General features: G+C 61.2%; 12 protein-coding genes. 7 read left to right on the top strand and 5 right to left on the bottom strand.

The features are described 5' to 3' along the window. The first annotated feature begins 83 nt into the window (after nucleotides 1-83). Genes B8746_RS14530 through B8746_RS14540 form a run of 3 tightly spaced genes read left to right on the top strand, consistent with a single transcriptional unit; the run spans nucleotide 84 to nucleotide 9,265 of the window. The gene (locus tag B8746_RS14530) at nucleotides 84-1,460 is read left to right on the top strand and encodes an SDR family NAD(P)-dependent oxidoreductase (protein WP_084394430.1); all 1,377 of its coding nucleotides are present in this window, start codon (nucleotides 84-86) and stop codon (nucleotides 1,458-1,460) included. Then, nucleotides 1,453-8,688 (top strand): polyketide synthase, encoded by a 7,236-nt coding sequence (locus B8746_RS14535; RefSeq protein ID WP_084394431.1) that lies wholly within the window; start codon nucleotides 1,453-1,455, stop codon nucleotides 8,686-8,688. The genes B8746_RS14530 and B8746_RS14535 overlap by 8 nt, the downstream gene beginning before the upstream one ends. Then, a complete protein-coding gene (locus tag B8746_RS14540) occupies nucleotides 8,681-9,265 on the top strand; it encodes a lysophospholipid acyltransferase family protein (RefSeq protein ID WP_084394432.1) in 585 nt (194 codons plus the stop codon). Before B8746_RS14535 ends, B8746_RS14540 begins: the two co-directional genes overlap by 8 nt. Here the strand turns inward: B8746_RS14540 and B8746_RS14545 are convergent. The 3 genes from B8746_RS14545 to B8746_RS17620 all read right to left on the bottom strand — a co-directional run bounded on the left by B8746_RS14545 (nucleotide 9,249) and on the right by B8746_RS17620 (nucleotide 10,687). After that, nucleotides 9,249-9,743, bottom strand: coding sequence for a 4'-phosphopantetheinyl transferase family protein (locus B8746_RS14545; RefSeq protein WP_158084649.1), 495 nt, complete (start codon nucleotides 9,741-9,743; stop codon nucleotides 9,249-9,251). The two genes, B8746_RS14540 and B8746_RS14545, sit on opposite strands and share 17 nt — an antisense overlap. A gap of 177 nt (nucleotides 9,744-9,920) precedes the next feature. Next, nucleotides 9,921-10,520, bottom strand: a complete 600-nt coding sequence (locus B8746_RS14550) for a sigma-70 family RNA polymerase sigma factor (RefSeq protein ID WP_198943746.1) — start codon at nucleotides 10,518-10,520, stop codon at nucleotides 9,921-9,923. Further along, nucleotides 10,466-10,687, bottom strand: a complete 222-nt coding sequence (locus B8746_RS17620; RefSeq protein WP_158084650.1) for a NepR family anti-sigma factor — start codon at nucleotides 10,685-10,687, stop codon at nucleotides 10,466-10,468. Before B8746_RS17620 ends, B8746_RS14550 begins: the two co-directional genes overlap by 55 nt. 507 nt (nucleotides 10,688-11,194) lie before the next feature. Between B8746_RS17620 and B8746_RS17625 the strand changes: the two genes are divergently transcribed. The 3 genes from B8746_RS17625 (at nucleotide 11,195) to B8746_RS14565 (ending at nucleotide 17,473) form a co-directional block, all read left to right on the top strand. After that, nucleotides 11,195-11,431 (top strand): PilZ domain-containing protein, encoded by a 237-nt coding sequence (locus B8746_RS17625; protein WP_370233939.1) that lies wholly within the window; start codon nucleotides 11,195-11,197, stop codon nucleotides 11,429-11,431. A gap of 94 nt (nucleotides 11,432-11,525) precedes the next feature. Continuing rightward, nucleotides 11,526-13,292, top strand: a complete 1,767-nt coding sequence (locus tag B8746_RS14560; protein ID WP_084394435.1) for an autotransporter assembly complex protein TamA — start codon at nucleotides 11,526-11,528, stop codon at nucleotides 13,290-13,292. Continuing rightward, nucleotides 13,292-17,473 carry a translocation/assembly module TamB domain-containing protein gene (locus B8746_RS14565; RefSeq protein WP_084394436.1) on the top strand — a complete coding sequence of 1,394 codons (4,182 nt, stop codon included), beginning with the start codon at nucleotides 13,292-13,294 and terminating at the stop codon, nucleotides 17,471-17,473. Before B8746_RS14560 ends, B8746_RS14565 begins: the two co-directional genes overlap by 1 nt. A 359-nt stretch (nucleotides 17,474-17,832) precedes the next feature. On the opposite strand, the gene B8746_RS14570 is transcribed toward B8746_RS14565, so the two are convergent. Together B8746_RS14570 and B8746_RS14575 are read right to left on the bottom strand one after the other, a co-directional pair. Beyond that, on the bottom strand, nucleotides 17,833-18,777 hold the full coding sequence (locus B8746_RS14570; RefSeq protein WP_233124340.1) for a nucleotidyl transferase AbiEii/AbiGii toxin family protein: 945 nt from the start codon (nucleotides 18,775-18,777) through the stop codon (nucleotides 17,833-17,835). Beyond that, nucleotides 18,774-19,367 (bottom strand): hypothetical protein, encoded by a 594-nt coding sequence (locus tag B8746_RS14575; RefSeq protein ID WP_084394437.1) that lies wholly within the window; start codon nucleotides 19,365-19,367, stop codon nucleotides 18,774-18,776. The genes B8746_RS14570 and B8746_RS14575 overlap by 4 nt, the downstream gene beginning before the upstream one ends. A 176-nt stretch (nucleotides 19,368-19,543) precedes the next feature. On the opposite strand from B8746_RS14575, the gene B8746_RS14580 reads away from it, so the two are divergent. Then, nucleotides 19,544-20,892, top strand: a protein-coding gene (locus B8746_RS14580) for an IS3 family transposase (RefSeq protein ID WP_095380815.1) whose coding sequence is annotated in 2 segments (ribosomal slippage) — nucleotides 19,544-19,877 and nucleotides 19,877-20,892 — 1,350 coding nt in all. Because the reading frame shifts where the segments join, the coding sequence is not laid out codon by codon here. The last annotated feature ends 69 nt before the right edge of the window (nucleotides 20,893-20,961 follow it).

The raw sequence follows: 20,961 nt of genomic DNA on the forward strand, positions 1-20,961 counted from the left end.
CGGCCTCTGAAGCGAGCCGCGCGCCGTCGTCGGCACTGGCTGTTCGCGCGGTAGGCTATGTCGAACAGCGGCCAGTCGGGCGTGTGACGCCTGGCCTGCGCGAAGCAAGGCTGATCGAGTTTATCGGGCCGGACCCGGCCCAGAACTTTCACTTTGTGCAGGCGATGATGGAAGCCGGTCTGGTCGTCCGCGAAGTGGACCAGCCAAGCGGCCAGGCCGACGCACTGGTGCTTGCAAGCGGTTTTTCCGGCGACACGCTGACCGCACACTCCCGCGCAGTGGCGCAGTTGTCGCGAGCAGCTCCAAGGCTGGAGCAAAGTCAGGGTGCGCTGGTCCTGTTGCAGGATACAGGCGGCTCTTTCCAGCCGCGCGATGCGCGCGCCTGGCTTGGCGGTCTAGCAGGCCTCGGCCGCACGGCGCAGAAAGAGTTTCCGTCCATCACAGTGCGCACAATCGACGTCGACCTCGCGGCACTCGGCGCGCGGCCTGCCGCAGATCGCGTCGTCGAGGAATTGCTGTCGGGCGGTGCCGCGCCCTGTGTCGGCCTGTCTGAAACTGGACGCGTCGTGCCTGCAGAAGTGGACGCGCACAATGCCCCCAGCTCGCCAGATACAATAAGTGCCCAAGACACCTTCCTCGTCACTGGCGGCGCGCGCGGCGTGACTGCGACCTGCATCATCGAACTTTCCCGGCGCACCAGGGCGAACTTCGTTCTGCTCGGCCGCTCACACATTGAGGACTGGCCTGCCGGACTCGCTTCTGACCTCGACGAAAGAGCCCTGCGGGGCGCACTCGCCGCGCGAGCGAAGGCGGGCGGCCAGAAAATGTCTCCCGCCGAACTCAACCGTCAGGCATCGCGCCTCCTCGCAGGTGCCGAAATCCGCCAGACGCTGTCAGCGCTTGAAGCTGCAGGCTCCCGCGTGCACTACGCTGTTGCGGATGTCGCAGATGCGTCAGCGGTAAAAGCCGCGATTCGCGATGCTGAAAGCCTGTTCGGCCCCATCACCGGCCTGGTTCACGGTGCGGGCGTCCTCGCTGATAAGCTGATCCGCGAGAAAACCGCTGAACAGATTGCACGCGTGTTCTCGCCGAAAGTGCTTGGATTGCAAACCATCCTTTCAACACTCGACGCCAGGCGGTTGAAACATATTGCCTTTTTCTCGTCCGTCGCCGCACGCTACGGCAATACCGGCCAGTCCGACTATGCCATGGCGAATGAGATCCTGAACCGGGTCGCGCACGGCATGAAGGCGGCCAATCCGGGAGCGTGCGTGACGTCCCTTGGCTGGGGGCCATGGGATGGCGGGATGGTCGATGACAGTCTGCGGGCGAAATTCGCCGAAATGGGTGTGAGCCTCATTCCCCAGCAGGACGGCGCAAACCTCTTTGCTGACGCACTCCTCGCTGGACCGCTCTGTCCTGTCGAACTCATTATCGGCTCGGAACTTGGACATGGCTGATCGCCGGTTCGAGCCCATAGCCATTGTCGGACGCGGCTGCGTGCTGCCCGGAGCACTATCGCCCACGGCGCTCTGGCAAGCCGTCCTCAGCGGAAAAGACCTGCTCTCGTCAGCGCCAGCGGATAAATGGGGTGTGACGGCACAGGAACAGTCTGCGTTCGGATATCGCGGGGGCTTCGTCACAGGGTTCGAGCAAGTCTTCGACCCGGACCAGCACGCGCTTGGAAACATCGACGCTGCGGCGCTCGACCCACTCTTCCAGTGGTTGCTGCATGCCGGGCGAGACGCGTGGATGGAGGCCGGTGCCCCGAAGGTGAAAGCAAAAAAGCTTGGCGTCATCGCCGGCAATCTCGGCTATCCAAGCCGCGCGCTCTCTGACTTTGCTGCTGACTTCTGGCTGGACGGCCAGTCTGATGTGCACCCGGAAAACCGGTTCAACACCGGCGGACCCGCCCGAATTCTGGCCCGCGCACTGGGGGCGAAGGGAGGTGCCTTTGCGCTCGATGCCGCCTGTGCATCGTCTCTCTATGCCGTGAAACTCGCCTGCGACAGACTGCAGGATGGCTCACTGGATGTCGCGATCGCCGCCGCCGTAAACGGCGCGGACAATCTCATCTTGCACCAGGGCTTCAGTGCCCTGAACGCGCTCAGCAAGACCGGTCGGTCTCGCCCTTTCGCCAAGGGTGCCGATGGCCTTGTGCCAGCCGAAGGCGCAGCCGCCATCGTCCTGAAGCGCCTGTCAGACTGCAGCGCCAAAGAAACAGTGTTCGGTGTCATCCGCGGCATCGGCCTGTCCAATGACGGGCGCCGAAAATCCCTGCTCGCACCCGACGAAGACGGCCAGACAGAAGCCATGGCTGAGGCCTGGGCCATGGCCGGACTCGACCCGTCCACGGATATCGGCCTCGTCGAAGCGCACGCCACGGGAACACCAACAGGCGACACCGTCGAACTCAAGGCGACATCGCAGTTCTTCAGTGGCGTGGACAACCTGCCTATCGGCTCACTCAAGGGCAATCTCGGTCACCTGATCACCGCGGCGGGGCTGGCCAGCCTCATCAAGCTGACCTTTGCGATCAATGAAGGCACAATCCCCCCCACACGCCTGGATGGCGAGCCGCTCGACGATTTCAGCGGCTCAAACCTCACCCCGGCGAAATGCGTAGACTGGCCGACCGGTCGGCCCCGGATTGCCGCTATCAGCAATTTCGGCTTTGGCGGCAATAATGCTCACCTCGTGCTCATGGCCGATGATGGCACGCGAACACCTGCAAAGGTTCACAAGAACAAGGCAAGGCTCGCCATTTGCGGGGTTGGCCTCAATATGGGACCGGACCGGGGCCTCGCCCGCATCCTTCAGCGTCTCAGCCGCCCCCCGAAAGCAGAGCGGCGAGCCATGGACGAAATCGTCGCCCAGCCGAGAACATTGCGAACGCCCCCTTCCGAACTCTCCTCCGCACAAGGCCAGCAGCTGGCACTGTGGGACGCGGTCGATGAGGCCCTCGACGCCTCGCCCCTCGATGAAGGAGAGCGCGTTGGCGTCTTCACCGGCTTTTCCTGCTCGGCCGAAGCTACACGCTGGATGTTCCGCGCCCGCATTGCCAACCGCCTCAACATTCCGCCGGACAGTCAGCAGGCTGACGAGGCGCGCGCCGCAATCTGCCCACCGCTTCTGCCAGGAGATGTACTCGGCGCCATGCCGAACGTTTCTGCGAACCGTATCAATGTACGCGGCGACTGGCGGGCCATGGGGTTCGCCGTCATGGAAGAGGAGGCATCCGGCCTCCGCGCGCTCGAGCTTGCTGCGCGAGCCCTGCAGGCCGGTGAGATTGACGCCGCCATCGTCGCAGCGGCAGACCTTTCAAATGATGCGGTGCATCAGGCGGCCACTGGAGGAGGCGGCGGCGACGCTGCTGTCGCGCTTATCGTCAGACGCACCTCGGACGCTGCAGACGGCGTTCGGCTGAAGTCGATCAAGGTCAGCGACAACCCCGCTGAAGAAACCCTGCTTGAACGCCTCTACGGACAGTCCCACGCGGCAGGCGGGCTCGCGAGGCTGGCCGTCGCGGCAAAGCTTTCAGAGCGCGGCTACAAGCTCGGACCGGCTGGCCTGTCTCCCAATTTCTCCAACAAGCCACTGAAGCTTGCGTTGTCCGGTGGCCGCGTCAGCCTCAAAGCGCGCCCTGTTCCGGCTCCTGATCTCCTGCGTCCGACACCGGTGCTAGAGACATATGCCGCCGGAAGCCGGGACGATCTGGTGACCGGGCTTGCTTCCCGCAAGCAGAACGCGTCAGGCAAGGTTCGTCTGGCGCTTCTTGCGGACACTGGTGACGCAATGGAAACGATGCGCGCGCGCAGCATCACCGAGCTGAAAGCGGGTCGCATCCCCGAAGGAAAAGGCGTCCACTTCGGCGAGGGCGACGCGCAGGGCGAACTCGCATTCGTATTCACCGGTGCTGCCGCGGCATATTCCGGCATGGGACAAGGCCTGTTTGCTGCCTTCCCTGAACTCGCCCCAATGGTGGCGGGCAGGTTTCCAGCCGCTCAATCGGTGGCCGACCTGCTGTCCAGCGATCTTTCCTCTGCATTCGATCAGCTGCGCGCAACCACGCTCATCTCACAGGCGCAGAGCCTTCTGCTGAGGGGTCTTCTCGGCCTTCAACCCACTGTCGCCATGGGGCTTTCATCGGGAGAAACCAATTCGCTGATAGCCTTCCAGGCCTGGGTAGACGCCGACGGCCTGATGGCAACAATTGGCGACAGCGGAATGTACACTGATGACCTCGCAGGTGCCTTCCGGACCGCGCAGCACGCCTGGAAGGATGACGCTCCGGTGCAGTGGGAAACATGGCGGCTACGCGCGCCAGAGCGCGATATTCGCGCTGCCCTCAGGAGCGAACCGCGCTGTGACCTCACCATTCTCTACAGCCCAACCGATGCGGTGATCTCCGGCGATGCCGGCGCATGCCAACGCGTCCTGAAATCGATTGGAGGCTCAGCCATCCGTGTCCCGCATGACCTTGTCGTGCACACACCAATGATGGAACCATACGCCGAAACCTGGCGGTCCCTGCACCATCGCAAGACGAAGGCGCCGAAGAAGATTCGCTTCTATGCGAATGCCACCAGCAAACCCTATGTACCGGATGCCGAGACTGTTGCCGACATGCTCACCGGCCAGGCCATCCGTGAAGTGAATTTCCCCAAAACCCTTCGCCAAGCCTATGCAGACGGCGTTCGCACCTTCGTGGAGATCGGACCACGCGACACGCTGACCGGGGCCATTCGCGAAACACTTGGCAATGACGTCATCGCCATTGCCACAGACCGGTTCGGCCAACCCGGCCTCAGCGACGTCGCTTCTGTCGCGGCATCGGTCTTTGCGGCCGGACACGCGGTCGACGTGGACTGGCTGAAGCACCGCCTCGACGAGTGCCGCGAGCATTCGATCACGCCGAGGCTGTCCCGTGATGGCGAAATCCGGCTACCGGCCCACACCGCTCCGCCCTCCCTGCCGCGCCGAAAAACCCAGCGTACGCTGCCCGAGCCACCATCCCTGACAAGCCACCGCCAATTCCGCCCAGAACCTGCGAGACCCGCGCTTGGGCGCAGAATGCCACCAGCGCCGGGCACAGCCTGGACACCGCCAACGGGCGAAACCGCCCTGCTGGAAAGGCCGGCCCTCGCCCGCACCGGCCCGACGCTCAAGCCGGTGCAGAAACTATCAGGCGTCACACCACTGGCTCGCCGGGCGCCGTCCGGGCCGCAATTTACCCGCGCCCAACTCGAACACGCTGCTGCCGGCAACATCTCGGACGTGTTCGGTGAACAGTTCGCGTCGCAGGACAAGTATCGCCGGCAGGTCCGCATGCCGCGTCCGCCGCTGCTCCTCTGCGATCGCATCACAGGAATTGATGCTGAGGCCCTGGTGCACGGCAAGGGAACCATCTGGACCGAGACCGATGTAACCGAAGGACACTGGGCGGTCAGCAACGGTGTCATGCGACCTGGCCCGCTCATTGAAGCGGGACAGGCCGATCTTGCGCTCATCTCCTGGATGGGCGCGGATATGCTCAATTGCTCCGACCGCGTCTACCGTCTCCTCGGATGTGAGCTCACCTTTCACGAAGGGGGTCTGGCACGGACTGGCGAAACGCTGCACTTCCAGATTTCGATCAAAGGGCATGCGGAGCTTTCAGGCGTTCGCATGTTCTTCTTCGAGTATGATTGCTATGCTGACGACCGGTTGCTTCTGTCGGTACGGAATGGTCAGGCAGGCTTCTTCACCGACGCGGAACTGTCCGATTCAAAGGGCGTGCTCTGGGACGCTGAGGCCGATGGCCCACCGACAGCAGAACCGCGCCTTGCGGACGTGCCTGCCTCACGCAAAGCGGCATTCGACGCGGCAGAGGTCGCCGCATTCCGGGCAGGCGACACATTTGCCTGTTTCGGGCCCGGCTTTGAGCGTGCCGCGCCACATACACGGCCCGCCTGTCTGCCCGACGGCCGCCTCGCCCTCTTCGACGATGTAGAAATCTTCGAGCCTCAGGGCGGTCCATGGAAGCGCGGATACCTGAAAGCCCGCCACCACGTCCCGAAGGATGCCTGGTTCTATGACGGCCACTTCCACGAAGACCCCTGCATGCCGGGCACCCTGATGGCCGAGGCGGCAGTCCAGGCGCTTGAATTCACCGCCGCCGCACTCGGCCTCACCATTGAGCGCGACAGCCATGTCTTCGAACCCGCTCCCGGCGAGCAGGCCGTCTTCTATTGCCGCGGCCAGGTAACACCAGAGAGCGATCATGACGTGACTTACGAAGTCTTCGTCGATGAGATCGTCGATGGCGAAGAACCGATGCTCTTCGCCAGCCTGCTGGCGCGATCGGACGGTCGGAAGGTCTTCTACTGTCCGCGCTTCGGTGTCCGGTTGCGTCGCAGCTGGCCAGAGACCACGAGGCCCGTACAAGTTCCGCATTATGTGAATGACGAATGCGATGTGCGCGGCGACGAAACCGCTCTCATGGAGTGCGGGTCAGGCGCCCCGAGCCGGGCTTTTGGCTCAATGTACAAGCCGTTCGATACGGCTGGCGCGGTGCCTCGCCTGCCACAACCACCCTATCACATGGTCAGCCGCGTCCTCTCTGTGACCGGGCCCGCCGGCGCGCAGAAGGCCGGTCTGACGGCTGTCGCCGAATACGATATTCCGCCCGATGCCTGGTATTTCGAGGACGGCGGAACCGGCACCATGCCCTTCAGCGTGCTGACCGAAGTCATCCTTCAACCCTGCGGCTGGCTCGCCTCCTATTCCGGTTTTGCCCTGTCTGGTGAAACTCGCTTCCGCAACCTCGATGGTTCGGGCGCAACCGCACGGCAGGTCAGGCCCGGTGACGGCATGATCCGTACCCGTACAACACTGACGCGTTGTTCACGGGTCGGCCCGATGACCATCGTGTTTTTCCAGCTGGAGGCTACGCTTGCCGATGGAACACCGGTTGTTTCACTCGAGACAAGTTTCGGCTTTTTCACCAAGGCTGCACTGGCCTCGCAGGCTGGCCTCAAGGCTAGTGAGGAACAGCAGACCTTCTTCAATGCGCCGGCTGACCCGCCTACAGAGTCCGGAACGCTCCTTCCCGCATCGAGCCACCGGCTGGCCCTGTTCGATGTCATTGACCGTTTCGAGGCAAAGGGAGGCGAGGCCGGTCTTGGCCGCATCCGTGCTCGGCAAAGCGTTGATCCGTATGCCTGGTATTTCAAGGCACATTTCTTCTCAGACCCTGTGCAGCCCGGATCACTCGGGCTTGAAATGCTGGTCCAGCTACTGGCCCGCGCCGCAGACCTTAACGGGCACGCCGATCCTTACGACCAGCCCGTCTGGGAACCGATTGCACCGGATGAAACCTTCACCTGGACCTATCGTGGCCAGGTCAATCCGACCGCCCGGCAGGTCACGCCAATTGTTGAAATCGAACGCGTCGTAGCAGGCGAAGGCGAGACGATCGTGACCGGGACCGGTTCGATCTGGGTCGACGGCATGAGGATTTACGAGATGCGCGGCGTCAGCATCCGAATTTCGGAGGCCGCTCCAGAGGTGAGCGCGACGAGCCTGACCCGATTCACGCCTGCAGAGCCATCATGGCTCGCTTCTCATTGCCCGACCTACACACTTCCTGCCCTGCCGCTCCTCGCACAGGCCGGCATGGCGATGCGGCAGGCTGCGGTCTCTCAAAACATCGCATTTCCTCTTGAATTGAAGGACTTTTCTCCGCGGCGATGGGCAAGTGTGGGGTCACAGGGCCTGACCGTCGAAACGCAGACCCAGCCCGGCGGGCGAACCAACCTGCGAGGCCGCAACGCTCTATCGGGCGATGCCCCCTGGTATGACATCTCCTCCGGCCAGGTCTCATCCGTGCTGCGCCCACCGAAGGCCAGGCTCGACGTCAGGCGCCATGGCCGCAAACGCGCGGACCCATATCACTCGGCAGACCTTTTCCACGGACCGGCATTACAGCCCGTCACCGAGCTTCGCCGCAGCGCGACCGGGTTCGAAGCCCTGATCGACCTCACAAGGGCCGAAACGCCGGGTGACGCATTCGACCCCGTCATTCTCGACGGATTGGTCCACGGCCCGCCCCACGAGACACCGGAGGAATGGTTCGACGGCACAGATGGACACGCCATCTATCCGGTGCGTATCGACCGTCTCGTCATCTGTAGTGAGCTTCCCGAAGACGGCATTCTGACCGTGCGCGGCACCCCCGGACGACCCGATCCCGCGACTGGTGACCTGCCCGTCGCGATAGAAGCGCTGATCGGCGACACACTCTGGGCGCGTCTCGATCTCATCGAGAAAGCTTACCCCAAGGGACCGTTGGCTGCCTTGTCCGCACTGGAGCGGCGAGCCTTTCTCACCGGAAAGGACACCGACCAACCGGCCCCGCTGACCCGTTTCGACGGCACGCATACCCGCCTCTCTCCGGCCGATGTCATCAGCTGCGACTGGCTTCCCGGTACCGTAAGCGCCGTCTGGGGTTGCGGGGGGCGCACTGGCCGGGACCTCGTCAAAGCTGTCGCGATCAAGGAGCATTTCGCTCGCAAATGGGGCGTACACCCACAGAAAATCCAGCTTGATGAGCCATTCGTCATTGGACCTGCGGGCCGTCGCCGTTACAGTTTGGCATTCGACCCCGTTGCCCGCGCCTGGGCTGTCTCGGACGATGCATATGAGTGATTTCGAACTGATCGTGGCTGACCAGCGGGTCATGCCGCTCGTCCAGCATCTGCGTTATCGCGTCTACTGCGCGGAGAAGCGGTTCGCGATGGCCGGCGCCGATCACGAAGCGCGAATATTGACGGACGAGGCAGACAAGCTCGGCGTCACATTCGCCCTGTTTGACGGTGCGGAGCTTGTCTCCAGCGCTCAGATCATCCCGGTGAATCCGCTCGATGAGGAGGCCCGCTTTGCCGTGTTCGACCTCGCCTCAGTTCTGCCCCGCCCGGACCAGGGCGCGGTGATCGTCTCCAAACTGGTCACGGCAAAGGACAGGCGCGGCTCCAAGACGCTGGGCCCCGTCATGCGCGCAGTGCTCGAATTCGTTTCGGCCGACAAAAGGCGCTACATCGCGATCCTGGCCGAGCCTGGCATGCGCGATTTCTACGCGTCCATGGGTTTCGAGGCGCTACGGGAGGGCATCACGGCCGCGCCGTTCGGTGAAGTGACACTGATGGTGTTCGACATGAAGGATGAGCGCCATTTGAGCGGCAAGTCACTCGCAGGCTGGATGTTCAAGCCTATCTTCGCGCGCTGAACGCGATCATCGCAACGCGATCCTGCGCCGTATCGATCTGCCGCACGAGCACCGCGCCGGCGTCTCTCTCCACCTCAACCTGTCTCACATTTCCGGAAAGCAAGCCAGCCGGGATGTCGACCGACTTGGCCCCGCCCCGAAGACCATCGCCCTGCCATTTCAGGACGGCCTCCTTCGCGGTCCAGAGCCGGAAGAAGGCGAGCGGTGTTTCGCCCTCGTCTGAGGTCAGTCCCCGGATCAGCGCCGCCTCCGCTGGGCTGGCGATCATACTCAGCATGGCCAGATGAGAGAGCGGCCGGACCTGCTCGATATCGCATCCGATCCGCCCGTCCCTCAGCACGGCAGCAAACGCCAGCGGTCCGGACCTCGACCACGAGATGCCGAGCGTGGGAAGCCCGGCAATTGAAGGGGCTGCATCATCATGCGAGCAAAGCTCGACCGCGGACGCTGGACAACCCTCAACCTTCGCAACGAGCATTCGGGCCGTGTGGCGGGCATGAAGGAAATTTTCGGCAAGGGTCCCAGTCCGCAGCGCGCTCGCGCGGCGGACTTCATCGACTCCCACTGCAGCCGGAGGCACTGTCAGTTCACTCCGGTCGGAGAGAAGCCATTGCGGAGAAGGTGTCATCTGACTGCGCTACAGGCAGCGATCCGATCAGGCAACCGCGGCCATCGATGCGGTCAGGCGGTCGATACGGCTGAGCAGTTCCGTCATGCCTTGCTGGCGGCCGCCCTCAACGCAACGAAGGGACTTCTCCCTTGATTCAAAACGCGCCACGACGGTCTCGCGAGCCCGGCTCACGCGGCTCTTGATCGTACCGGCTGAACAGCCGCAAATCTCGCCCGCTTCCTCATAGGTCATGCCGGCGGCGAGGACGAGAAGTAGAGCATCGCGCTGATTGTCAGGAAGCGAATAGATGATCTGTTCCATACGGCTGAAATCCTGGTGGATCTCCTGCACTCCCTCCTGGATCAGCGCATTCTCGGCGAAGTCCGGCTCCATATTCACGTTCCGCCAGGCACGGCGCAGCATCATGTAGTATTCGTTCCGCAGGATGCGGAACACCCAGGGACGCATGGATTGCTCGGGGTCGAAGCTGTCTACGGAGGACCAGGCTCTGAGGCAGGCGTCCTGAACCAGATCGTCAGCAAGCACCGCATCTTTACAGAGGCCTCGCGCAAAGGCTCGCATTTCCGGAATTAGGGCCTCCAGGCGATCAACAAAAGACAATTCGCCCTGCTTGCGTTCTGCCACCGACCTTCTCCATGCAGGACCGGCTGGTACCGTGTCCCTAATTGTTTTTCTTGCGCTCTTCGTCGCGCAGTTTTTTTTATAAGATCTTGCAGCTTGTCGGGGACCGGTTCGGTCAGGACATCCCGGTAGGCGTTGCGAAGAGCCTCGCCAATCGGCTTTTCCTTCATTCAGGGAGAGGGCTTTCGCCCCGTCTTCTCGCTGCGCTGTGGCTGAGGTGACATCTGTTTCGTCAAGCCGTCACCGGAAAGCACTTTGCCGCTTTTCCTGAATTCCTGTCGTTCCGCCCTTCCTGTTGCAGATCTTGCAGAAGCATAGGGGCACACAATCGGTTAAAGGTGATATAAACCACAGGAAAATTCTGCACGGCTTTGTTAATCATCGTCACGGGGAGGTTTACGCGCGCCGGGCGTTGCGTGTGCATGTGAGCAATCATCCCGCAGTAATCTTTATGGGCCAAAGGCAAATTCAAGGGCCTGCGGCCTTTCCGCAACTGGAATTTACCGTCGCACCTCGTTTTCACGCGCTGAGCCGGGTATAAGGTTTGGGTGAAATAAGGTCGGAACTGGCAAGGATTTGGATACCACGCTGTGGCATGTAGGGACTTTGTATCACTGAAGAGCCACACCAAAATGAAGTCCAGCCCTTCGAATACACTCAGGGATGCGCGCCGCTACATGCGGTTCCGTTCAATCAAGTCTGGCCTGCTCCGGCAGGACGAATCCAGCGAAACCATACCGGTTCGCGTGCTCGACATGTCGTCTGCCGGTGCACGCATAGAACTCCCTGCAGGATCTACAGCACCCGCAACATTTGCATTGATTGTCCATCCAGAAGACGATCTGTCACGTAAAACTGTCAATTGCCGTGTCGTATGGCAACGCGACTCCTGTCTGGGCGTTAGTTTTCTCTAGACCCAACGCGATGCAGAAAGTTGTCGCAAAAAACCCGGCTTAGTGCGCAACTTGCATGGCTGGACCAAACTTGTGCCAGCACGGCTCGGACGGGATGAGAACAAGACTGACCACATTCTGCGCGACTGCCATTATTGCAGCCTCAGCCGCTGCGGCGGACGAGGTACGACTTGAGTTTACGGGCGATGAGATCACCCCTGATTTCGCCTCATCGATTCGCGATGCGCTGCCGGACGAAACTCAGCCTCAGACCATCCTGGAAGCCCGCCGTCAGGGTCGCCGCGCCGTTCAGGCAATTACGGCCAAACTGAATAGCGAAGGCTACTACAACCCGACGATTGATCTGGGTATTGAAAATTCCGAGCCGCCCGTTGCACGCCTGCGCGTCGATCCAGGTCCTGAGTTTGCGCTCGCCTCCATCGAGGTCGACTTCAACGGCACGCCTCCTCGCGATGAGGATGCTGCTTTGATCCGCAGGGACCTTCCGGTGAAAGCGGGCCGCCGCGCCATCCCTTCAGCGGTGATTGACGCCGAACGCTGGATCGCCACCACATTGAGAAATCAGGGCTACCCTTACGCCGAAGTGTCCGAACGCCAGGTCTTCGGCGACCGCGAGGCTGAAACGCTCGATGTGAGATACCTCGTAAAGGCCGGCCCGCGCGTGCAGTTTGGTGCGACGATCATTCCGCAAGACCAGATTGCCACGAAGGAAAGCTACCTTCGTCGTCTCATTCCGTATGAACCTGGTGAGCAATACACGCCATCACAACTGTCTTTGCTAAACACGCGCCTCGCTGAAACGCGCCTGTTCAAGGTTGCGCGCGCAAGCCTTGCCGACACGCCGAGCGGAACGGCCGAGGACGGCGCGGAAATTCGCAATGTCGAAATCACGCTCACGGAGCGTCCCCGCAACACGATCGCACTCGGCGCAAGCTATTCGACGAGCGAAGGCGCAGGTGTGAACGCCGAACTCACGCGCCGCAACCTGACGCGGCGCGGCGACTTGCTTGTCTCCGATTTGACAATTGCCGAACTGGAGCAGTCGCTGACCATCGACTGGCGCCGTCCCAACGAATTCGGCTACGGGCGCGGCCTTGTCCTGAACACCGGCATTTCCAACGAAATCACAGACGCATATGAGCGCCAGTCCTTTATTCTCGGTGCCGGCTATGAAGTGGTTGAAGGACCACAATTCAGCTATTCCTACGGTGTAATGGGAGAAATCGCGAAAGAGACCGACGAGTTCGACGAACGCGATCTCCAGATCGTTTCGCTGTACGGGGCAGCACGCCTCGACCATACGGACAGTCTGCTCGACCCGCGTTCGGGCTGGCGCGCCAATGCCCGCGTTGAGCCGAGCTATGCCTTCGGCGACGACTCCAACCCATTCGTCCGCTCGCTCGGCCAGGTCAGCGCCTATGTACCGTTCGACAGCCAGCAGCGTTTCGTGCTCGCTGGTCGGTTCAAGATCGGCGCTGTGCTCGGCGCAAACGCCGCAGAGCTGCCCGCCGACACCCGCTTTTACTCAGGCGGCGGCGGCAGCGTGCGCGGATATGCCTATCAGGGCATCGGCCCGAAATCCGATGACGGCACACCGCTCGGCGGCAAGTCCGTCGTCGAAACCTCAATCGAGACCCGCTATCGCTGGCGCCCCAATATCGGCATCGTCGCTTTCCTGGATGCCGGCGCCGTCTCCGCCGATGAGTTCTCCAATTTCGATGATGCCAAGTATGGCGCGGGCCTCGGCGTGCGGTACTCAACGCCAGCCGGGCCAATCCGGCTCGATATTGCCGCCCCTCTTAATCCGGATGAGTTCGACGATCCTCTGCAGATATATATTTCCATCGGGCAGGCCTTCTGATGACATCCGAACCCGACGCCCCCCGCAGAAAGCGGTCAGCAATCAAATGGGCCCTGCTTATCCTCTCAGGCCTGCTGGCACTTGTCCTGATCCTGCTCCTCGCCCTGCGCTTTGCGGCGCAATCGAGCCTTGGACGCAACTTTGTCGAGGCCCGCATAGAGGCCGCTGCGCCGTCCGGCCAGGACATCGAGGTTGAGAATCTCAGCGGTGACCTTCTCGGCAAGTTTCGCATCGGCAGGCTGACGATTGCCGACGAGAGCGGGGTCTGGCTGGTTGCAGAAAATCTGTATACAGACTGGAAACCACTCGCCCTTCGTCGCCGTGCCCTGCTGATTGATGATCTCGAAGCCGATCTCATCCATGTTCTTCGGCGCCCGATGCTCGTGCCGGGCGAAAAGGAAGACTCGTCCGGCGGCTCGCTTCCCATCCGGGCCGGCGCTCTCGACAATCTCATCATCCGCGAACTGCGCACAGATGAGGGCGTGCTGCCGCGACCGCTCTCGCTTGGCATTGAAGGCCTGGCCCGCGTTGAGCGTGACGGCAGTGGTGCGAGCCGGCTTTCCGTGGTTCCGCTCAATGGAGAAGGCGACCGACTTGCCGCCGACCTCTCATGGGCTGAAGACCTGCGCCTCACGGGTGAGCTCGATCTTGAAGGCCCTGCCGGCGGCCTCTTCGCTGCACTTGCCCGTCTCGACCCGGAACAATCCATCGGTGCGTCACTGGACGCCAGCGGCACGCTCGACGAGTGGTCCGCAGACGGCAGCGTTCTCATTAGCGAGGAAAGCGCCCTGTCGATCGAGGCGAATGCCGCAGGTGAGGCAATCACCTTTACGGCCAGCGTTCACCCCGCGCTACACCCACTCACGGCCCGGCTCACGGACTATCTCGGCGACACGCTTACCCTGGTCGGTGATCTTTCAACAGGTCGTGATGGTCCCAGGCTTGACCTCACCGCCGATGCCGACGCTCTCAGCCTGAACGCACAGATCAGCCAGGCAGAGACAGGCGCATGGTCGGCAGATCTTCGTCTCATGACGGACAGTCCAGACCGCTTCCTGCAGCAGGATTCGGTCTCGGTGGCGCGGGCCATCATTGATGGCAATCTGGTATACGATGCCGGCACAGCCCGGTTCGACGGGAACGTTTCAGCGAATGGCATCGAAGCTCCCTCCTTCGGTGCAGACAACGTCTCCGGTCCGGTTATCGCGGTGTACAACGCGCCATCCATTTCCGTCCGGACGACGCTGACAGGCGAAGGAACAGCCATTCCTGGCACTGCTGGCCGGATCGCGGGCCGCGCCCCACTGGTGCAGACCAACGCCCAGTTCGACCTCGACACGCGCATCCTGTCGGTTCGCGAACTCCTCGTGCGCGGCGTTGCCGGCCGTGTCACGGCTGCCGGCACCGTCACGCTCGGCACAGTCCCCTCTGCTGATCTTGCAGGCAGCTTCCAGCTGGACGGCGCGGCCGCAGGCCTCTCCCGTCCAGTCAGGGCGCAGGGGCAGTTCGAGCTGTCGCGCGCACGCGACAATGGTACGAACTGCTCCACCCGCCTCAATGCTTCGAATTTCGGCAGCCTTCCTGCGCCTCTCGATCAATGGTCGGACGGCCAGGCCTACATCACTGCCAATGGCCGGTACGGCAATGATGGCCGGGTCACGCTGAGCGCCTTGACGCTGGAGAGCAGGTCGCTGAAAGCAAACGGGTCTGGCGTCATCTCGGCAGACGGCGACGTGTCCGCTTCGCTTGCGCTGTCAGCTGGCGAAGCTGTCGTCGGCGGCGCAAATCTGACCGCACTCAATGGCCAGGGCGATGTCAGCGGATCCATGGATAATCTTCGCTTTGATCTACGCCTGACTTCACCGGCCATCTCGCGAGGCGAGTATCGCTTCAGCGATGTGCGCCTCAATACGGGTGGAACATTTGGAGATGACGGCCTTGATGCTGTCGTCGATCTTGGAGCGGACAGCGAGGCTGGACCACTTACCGCATCGACGGCTCTTTCCTTCAATGAGGGCAACTGGGCTCTTAATGGGCTTGAGGCCGGTTGGGCCGACCTCAAGGCAAATGCCAATCTCGCTGGCAGCGGCGGCGACCTCGCCAGCCTGCGCGGCGAAGCCTTTGTTTCCGGAACTTTGCCGGAGGGACTTCCCGCCCGCGACATTGACCTCGACGCGGCCATTACGGGTGACCGGCTGGCGCTGGACGCCACATTCGGCACGTTTGAAATTGGTCCGACATCGGCAGACGCGCTGGTTGTTCGCGCCACAGGCACCCTTCAGGAAGCCAATTTCATCATCGACCTCGATGGCAGGACAGAGCTGGATGGCCTGAACTATGACACGTCCCTCGACGTGGACGGCGTACTTGCCGGCCTCAGCGGCGACGCACCACTAGACCTCACCGCGTCAGTCACCGCCCTGCTGGGCGATATCGGACTGACCACCCAGTCCCCAGTTCGCTTCACCCAGTATGATGATGGCTTCGATGCCACCGCAGACCTCGCAGCTCTCGGCGGCACGCTGGGGGCCAGCCTGACAACGCGTGGCTCGACGCAGATCGTCCTCAATGGCAAGAACCTCGCAATCGCGCCCGTCCTGACCCTCGCCGGTCGTCCTGCTCTCTCCGGCGCCATCGACATTACGGCGGACCTGAAAGAGACGGCCGATGGTGGCCTGTCGGGGCCATTGCGCGGTGAGATCCTCGGCATCTCCCGCCAGGGCTCCGACCTGCCACCGATCGACCTGTTTTTCAGCGGTGACCTGCAGCCTGCTCTTCTGGCCATGGAAGTTCGCGCGCTCGACAATGAGGCGCTCACTGCCAGTACGACGCTCGACCTTCCCGTGATCACGAGCGGCGCGCCGCCCTTCATCACACGGGACCCCGACCGCCAGATACCATTCCGGGCAACAGCTGACGGCCAGATCGAAGCTATCGCTGCGCTCTTCGTGCCCCCTCAGATGGTGCTGAAAGGCGTCGTGGATCTCGACCTGTCGGGTCAGTTGCCAACACTTGATGAAACCTTTGGCGGCACGCTCGATTTCTCAGACGGCGTGTTCGAACACGGCGATCTCGGCATGGTGCTGAACCGCATCAACGCATCGACCAGCCTCGGCGCGGGGCGCCTTACCCTCTCCAGTTTCGATGCGCGTGGCCGGTCCGGCGGCACGCTTCGTGGCAGTGGAGCCATGTCGCTGGATGGGTCTGGCGCGAGCGATCTTGAGCTGACCGCAGACCGCCTCGTCGTCACCGAACGCCGCGAAGGTCGCGCCACGGTCAGCGGAACCATGCAGGTCAATCAACAGCCCGACCTTCTTGAAATCACCGGAGACCTGGTTGTCGATGAAGGCGCGATCAATATCGAGAAACTGCCGAGCGGAGGTCCGCCCACGCTCGACGTGTCCTTCGAGCAGCCTCAGGAAGAAGAGGCCGAAGCGGAGGAAAAAGCGGCCACGCGTCTCGACATCCAGCTCAGTGCGCCAGGGCGCATCGACATCAATGGCCGTGGGGTCAATGCCGAGCTTGGTCTCGACGCCGACATCAAGGGCACGATTGGTGAACCCGTCATCACCGGAGAAGCGCGGATTGTTCGTGGCCGGTTTGATCTTGTTGGCAAGCGGTTCACATTTGGCGACAGCTCCGTCGACCTCCGCCAGGACATCAGCGCCAGCCGCCTGAACATTTCCGCGACGCACGAGACAAAGGACGACATCCAGGCGATCCTGAATGTGAGCGGCACGGTAAAGCGCCCCGAAGTCGACCTCACCTCAAACCCGGTCCTGCCGGATGATGAAGTGCTCTCGCGCGTTCTTTTCGGCCGCTCCCCATCCCAGCTCTCGACACTTGAGACAGCGCGGCTTGCCGCAGCCTTGGCGCAGCTCTCAGGCGGCGGAGGCTTTGACCTGCTTGGTGGCATCGAACAGGCGCTTGGCCTCGATACGCTTGATGTCGGCAGCTCTTCCAGCGGCGCCGTCGAAGTGACCAGCGGCAAGTATCTGACAGAGAATGTCTATCTGGAAGTCCGATCAGGCGATGCCGGCACCCCTGGCGTCGCAATCGAATGGGAGCCGATCCGCAATATTGAAGTCGAAGCTGCGACCGCTGCCGAAGATGGTCAGGAATTTTCCATTCAGTGGAAGAAGGACTTTGAAGATTTCGGCAGCGATGAAGACGGCAGCTAGCCCCCGGCCTTCGGACCGGTGAAGCGACTGACCGCTTTCGAGTGTGGCACCCACCCTTATTGACGTTATACGGTTCATGGACTTGGCTGAACACTCATCGACCGCCCGCTCGAAGGCCTCGATGAACGTGCAAGTGTGTCCCTCGAAGCCCTTCTGCCTCGAACAGCGAGTTCCACGCGCCTGTCTTTCCCGGCGATGGCAAGTCCAGAAACGGCCGCATTCGACGAACGTTGAAAACAAAAAAAGCCCCCGATCCGAAGATCAGGGGCCTGTTGGGTGCGGGAGGGCGCACCCAACAAAAGAGTAAGCTAGTAATTCCTTTTATTTCAGAGGGTTAGAGGTTTCCCTGCGAGCAACGATCATTCAAAGTTCCGGCAGGCGCCGGCTGATGCGTGCCAGAATATCGTCAAGAGTGCAGGCTCCCTGTAGTAAAGCGCTCGTGACTTCGCATAAGCGTCCGCGTACGCCTTTCGCGTTTCTGCGTCGCTCAACAGAAAGGCTTCGTTCCTGGTGAGGTCCGGTTCATCTGCCTTGCGGAACCTTTTGGCCTTGTGGTCCTTGTACGCGTCTGTTCCGATGAACTCTTTCACTGAGGCGTCAGCGAGCAGGCAGTACACGTCATAATAGTGGCGCATGAAATTGACAGGCATGTCGCCGTCCGCCTGCTGCTTTCGGAATTTCGTTGAGATGGTCTGGAGCTTTTCGACAAAAGTATAGCCCGGCTCATAGCAAGGCACATCGACCGCGCGGGTGTCGGTCAGGTCTGCAATCCCACTCTCGACTGCAAGTTCGTAAGCCCAGGACGAAATCGTACATGGCCGGTTCGGCGCCACCTGGTCGAACCCGACTTCGAGCAGGATGCCTGCCTTCAGCCCTTCTGGCAGTGGATTCACCGACTCATACTTCAATCGAATGCCTGCGCCGCGATAGTGGCGTGTGTCGTCGAACTCTTCGTCGCGGACCACTTCGATAATGCCAGGAATTTTGATGGCTTCGGCCAGACCGTTGAAGAATTCGAGACGCGCCTTTACCTGCGCAGGCTTGTTGTGGTTTGGGCCATACTGGAGGTCGGTCTCTGGGTGGATCAGGATGTCGATGTCTTCCGAAAAACGGTCGATGAGGCCGTATCCCTTTGACAGCGAAGTTCCGCCTTTCAGCTCAAACTTATAGTCAAGCTGCTGCAGTCCCCAGAGGCAGTGCATCAACCAGTAGTCTTTTTCGATGAGGCCCGGATCGATAGTGTTGTTTCGCGCAGCAACAGCGATGAGGTCGGCAAAATCAGGCAGTGCGTGCAGGAGGGTCACGCGGCGGTTGCCTGATCAGGGTTCAATACAGGCTTGAGGAGCCTTGCAGCCCGCGCCGATCCGAAATCCTTCACCGCACGTGACAGTCGCGCGCGGTCCATACGTCGCGCACGCCTAAGTGCCTTGGGAAGCACTGCTGCCTTTTCCTCGGGAAGCCGATCGAGGTTGTGCAACAGATCCACCAGGAGGAATTCTTCGCTGAGGTTTGAAGGAACAGAGGTCCGCATGCGGAAGTCATAGCGTCGGCCATCCAGCTCGAAATGGCCGTGCCGTTTGCGATTATAAACTACCGGCTCATTGTAGAGCTGCGTCGTTCCCAATTCGAGGCTGTTATAGGCGTTTGGCGAAACCATAAGAAACCGGTCATCCCCCAGGAATGACTCAACCAGCTTCTCCGGCTTGGCGGGTGCCTGCCCGAACCGAGTTTTCTTCGGAGCCATATAGAGCCCTGCCCCAACCTTTTCGAGGCGTCCTTCGTCAAGCAGCTGTCCAACATGTCGATCGACAGCGTTTGACCAGGTCGCAAGCTCCTTGCGCCGGTACACCTGTCCGGGGCGCAATTTCCTTTTTAGTTTTGCAAGCGCGGTCATGTTCTGTCTCCATCACCCACAATATAGGGGTCATGCTCCATATTATGCAACATTTCTTATTAAAAAGTCATGCACAACAAAGACAATAAATGTTCCCCGTCAGCGACCATGAGACAGATCGGCCAAATTGCTTAAGGAGGATTTCTGGCACATCGTAGCCCGCCAAGGGAGCGAAGATGAGACAGAAATCCGGGCCGGAAGGATCGGCCGAAAAACATGTGAAAGAGATACGCCGTAAGACCCGGCGCAAATTCTCTGCCGAAGAGAAGATCCGCATTGTTCTGGAAGGCCTGCGCGGAGAATATTCGATTGCCGAACTGTGTCGGCGTGAGGGGATCGCCCAGGGCCTTTATTACACCTGGTCGAAGGAATTCCTCGAAGCGGGAAAGAGGCGGCTCTCCGGCGATACCGAGCGCCAGGCGACGTCCGGTGAGGTGAGCGGCTTGAAGCGCGAGATGCGGGATCTGAAGGAAGTCGTGGCCGACCTGACGCTGGAAAACCGCATTCTGAAAAAAAGCGTGATCGGGGATGGGGAGGATACCGAATGAGATACCCTGCCTCTGAGAAGCTGGAGATCATCCGGCTGGTCGAACAATCACACCAGCCGGTGAAGAAGACACTGGAACAGATCGGCGTGTCACGTCCGACCTTCTATCGCTGGTATGACCTTTACCGGCGGTTCGGTGAAGCCGGGCTTGAGGATCGGCGCAGCGGCTCCGGCCGGGTCTGGAACCGCATCCCGAACGAGGTGCGTCAGCAGGTACTGGAAATGGCCCTGGATCAACCGGAACTATCTCCCCGGGAATTGGCGGTGACGTTCACCGATGAGAAGCACTACTTCGTCTCCGAGGCCAGTGTTTACAGGCTTTTGAGGGCGCACAACCTGATCACGAGCCCGGCTTTCATCGTGATGAAAGCGGCTGATGAGTTCAGGGAGAAGACCACCGGGCCGAACCAGCTCTGGCAGACCGACTTCACCTATCTGAAAGTGATCGGCTGGGGATGGTTCTATCTCTCCACCGTGCTTGACGACTTCTCCCGCTACATCATTGCCTGGAAGCTCTGTACCGGCATGGCGACGAGCGATGTGCAGGATACGCTGAACCTGGCGCTTGAGGCTTCCGGACTCGATGAAGTAAACGTGATCCATCGCCCAAGACTACTCTCAGACAACGGACCTTCCTACATCTCTGGCGATCTGGCTGAGTATCTTGCCGACAAGGGAATGAAGCATACGCGCGGCGCGCCGTATCATCCCCAGACCCAGGGCAAGATCGAGCGCTGGCATCAGACCCTGAAAAACCGCATCCTGCTGGAAAACTACTTCCTGCCGGGAGACCTCGAAGCGCAGATCGACGCGTTCGTTGGCTACTACAACCACCAGCGCTATCACGAGAGCCTGAACAATCTCACTCCGGCAGATGTCTATACGGGCCGCGGCCAGACCATTCTGCTGGAACGTGAGAAAATCAAAAGGAGGACCATGAAACTACGGCGCTTGCAGCACGCCCAATCCGCTGCTTAACTCAACCCAGATGCGCCAGACCCTCCTTAAGTCAGGCAGCCTGAAGTCTCAAATACCTGACGACGGACA

This window comes from Henriciella pelagia (assembly GCF_002088945.1).
In the GTDB taxonomy this organism is placed as follows: domain Bacteria; phylum Pseudomonadota; class Alphaproteobacteria; order Caulobacterales; family Hyphomonadaceae; genus Henriciella; species Henriciella pelagia.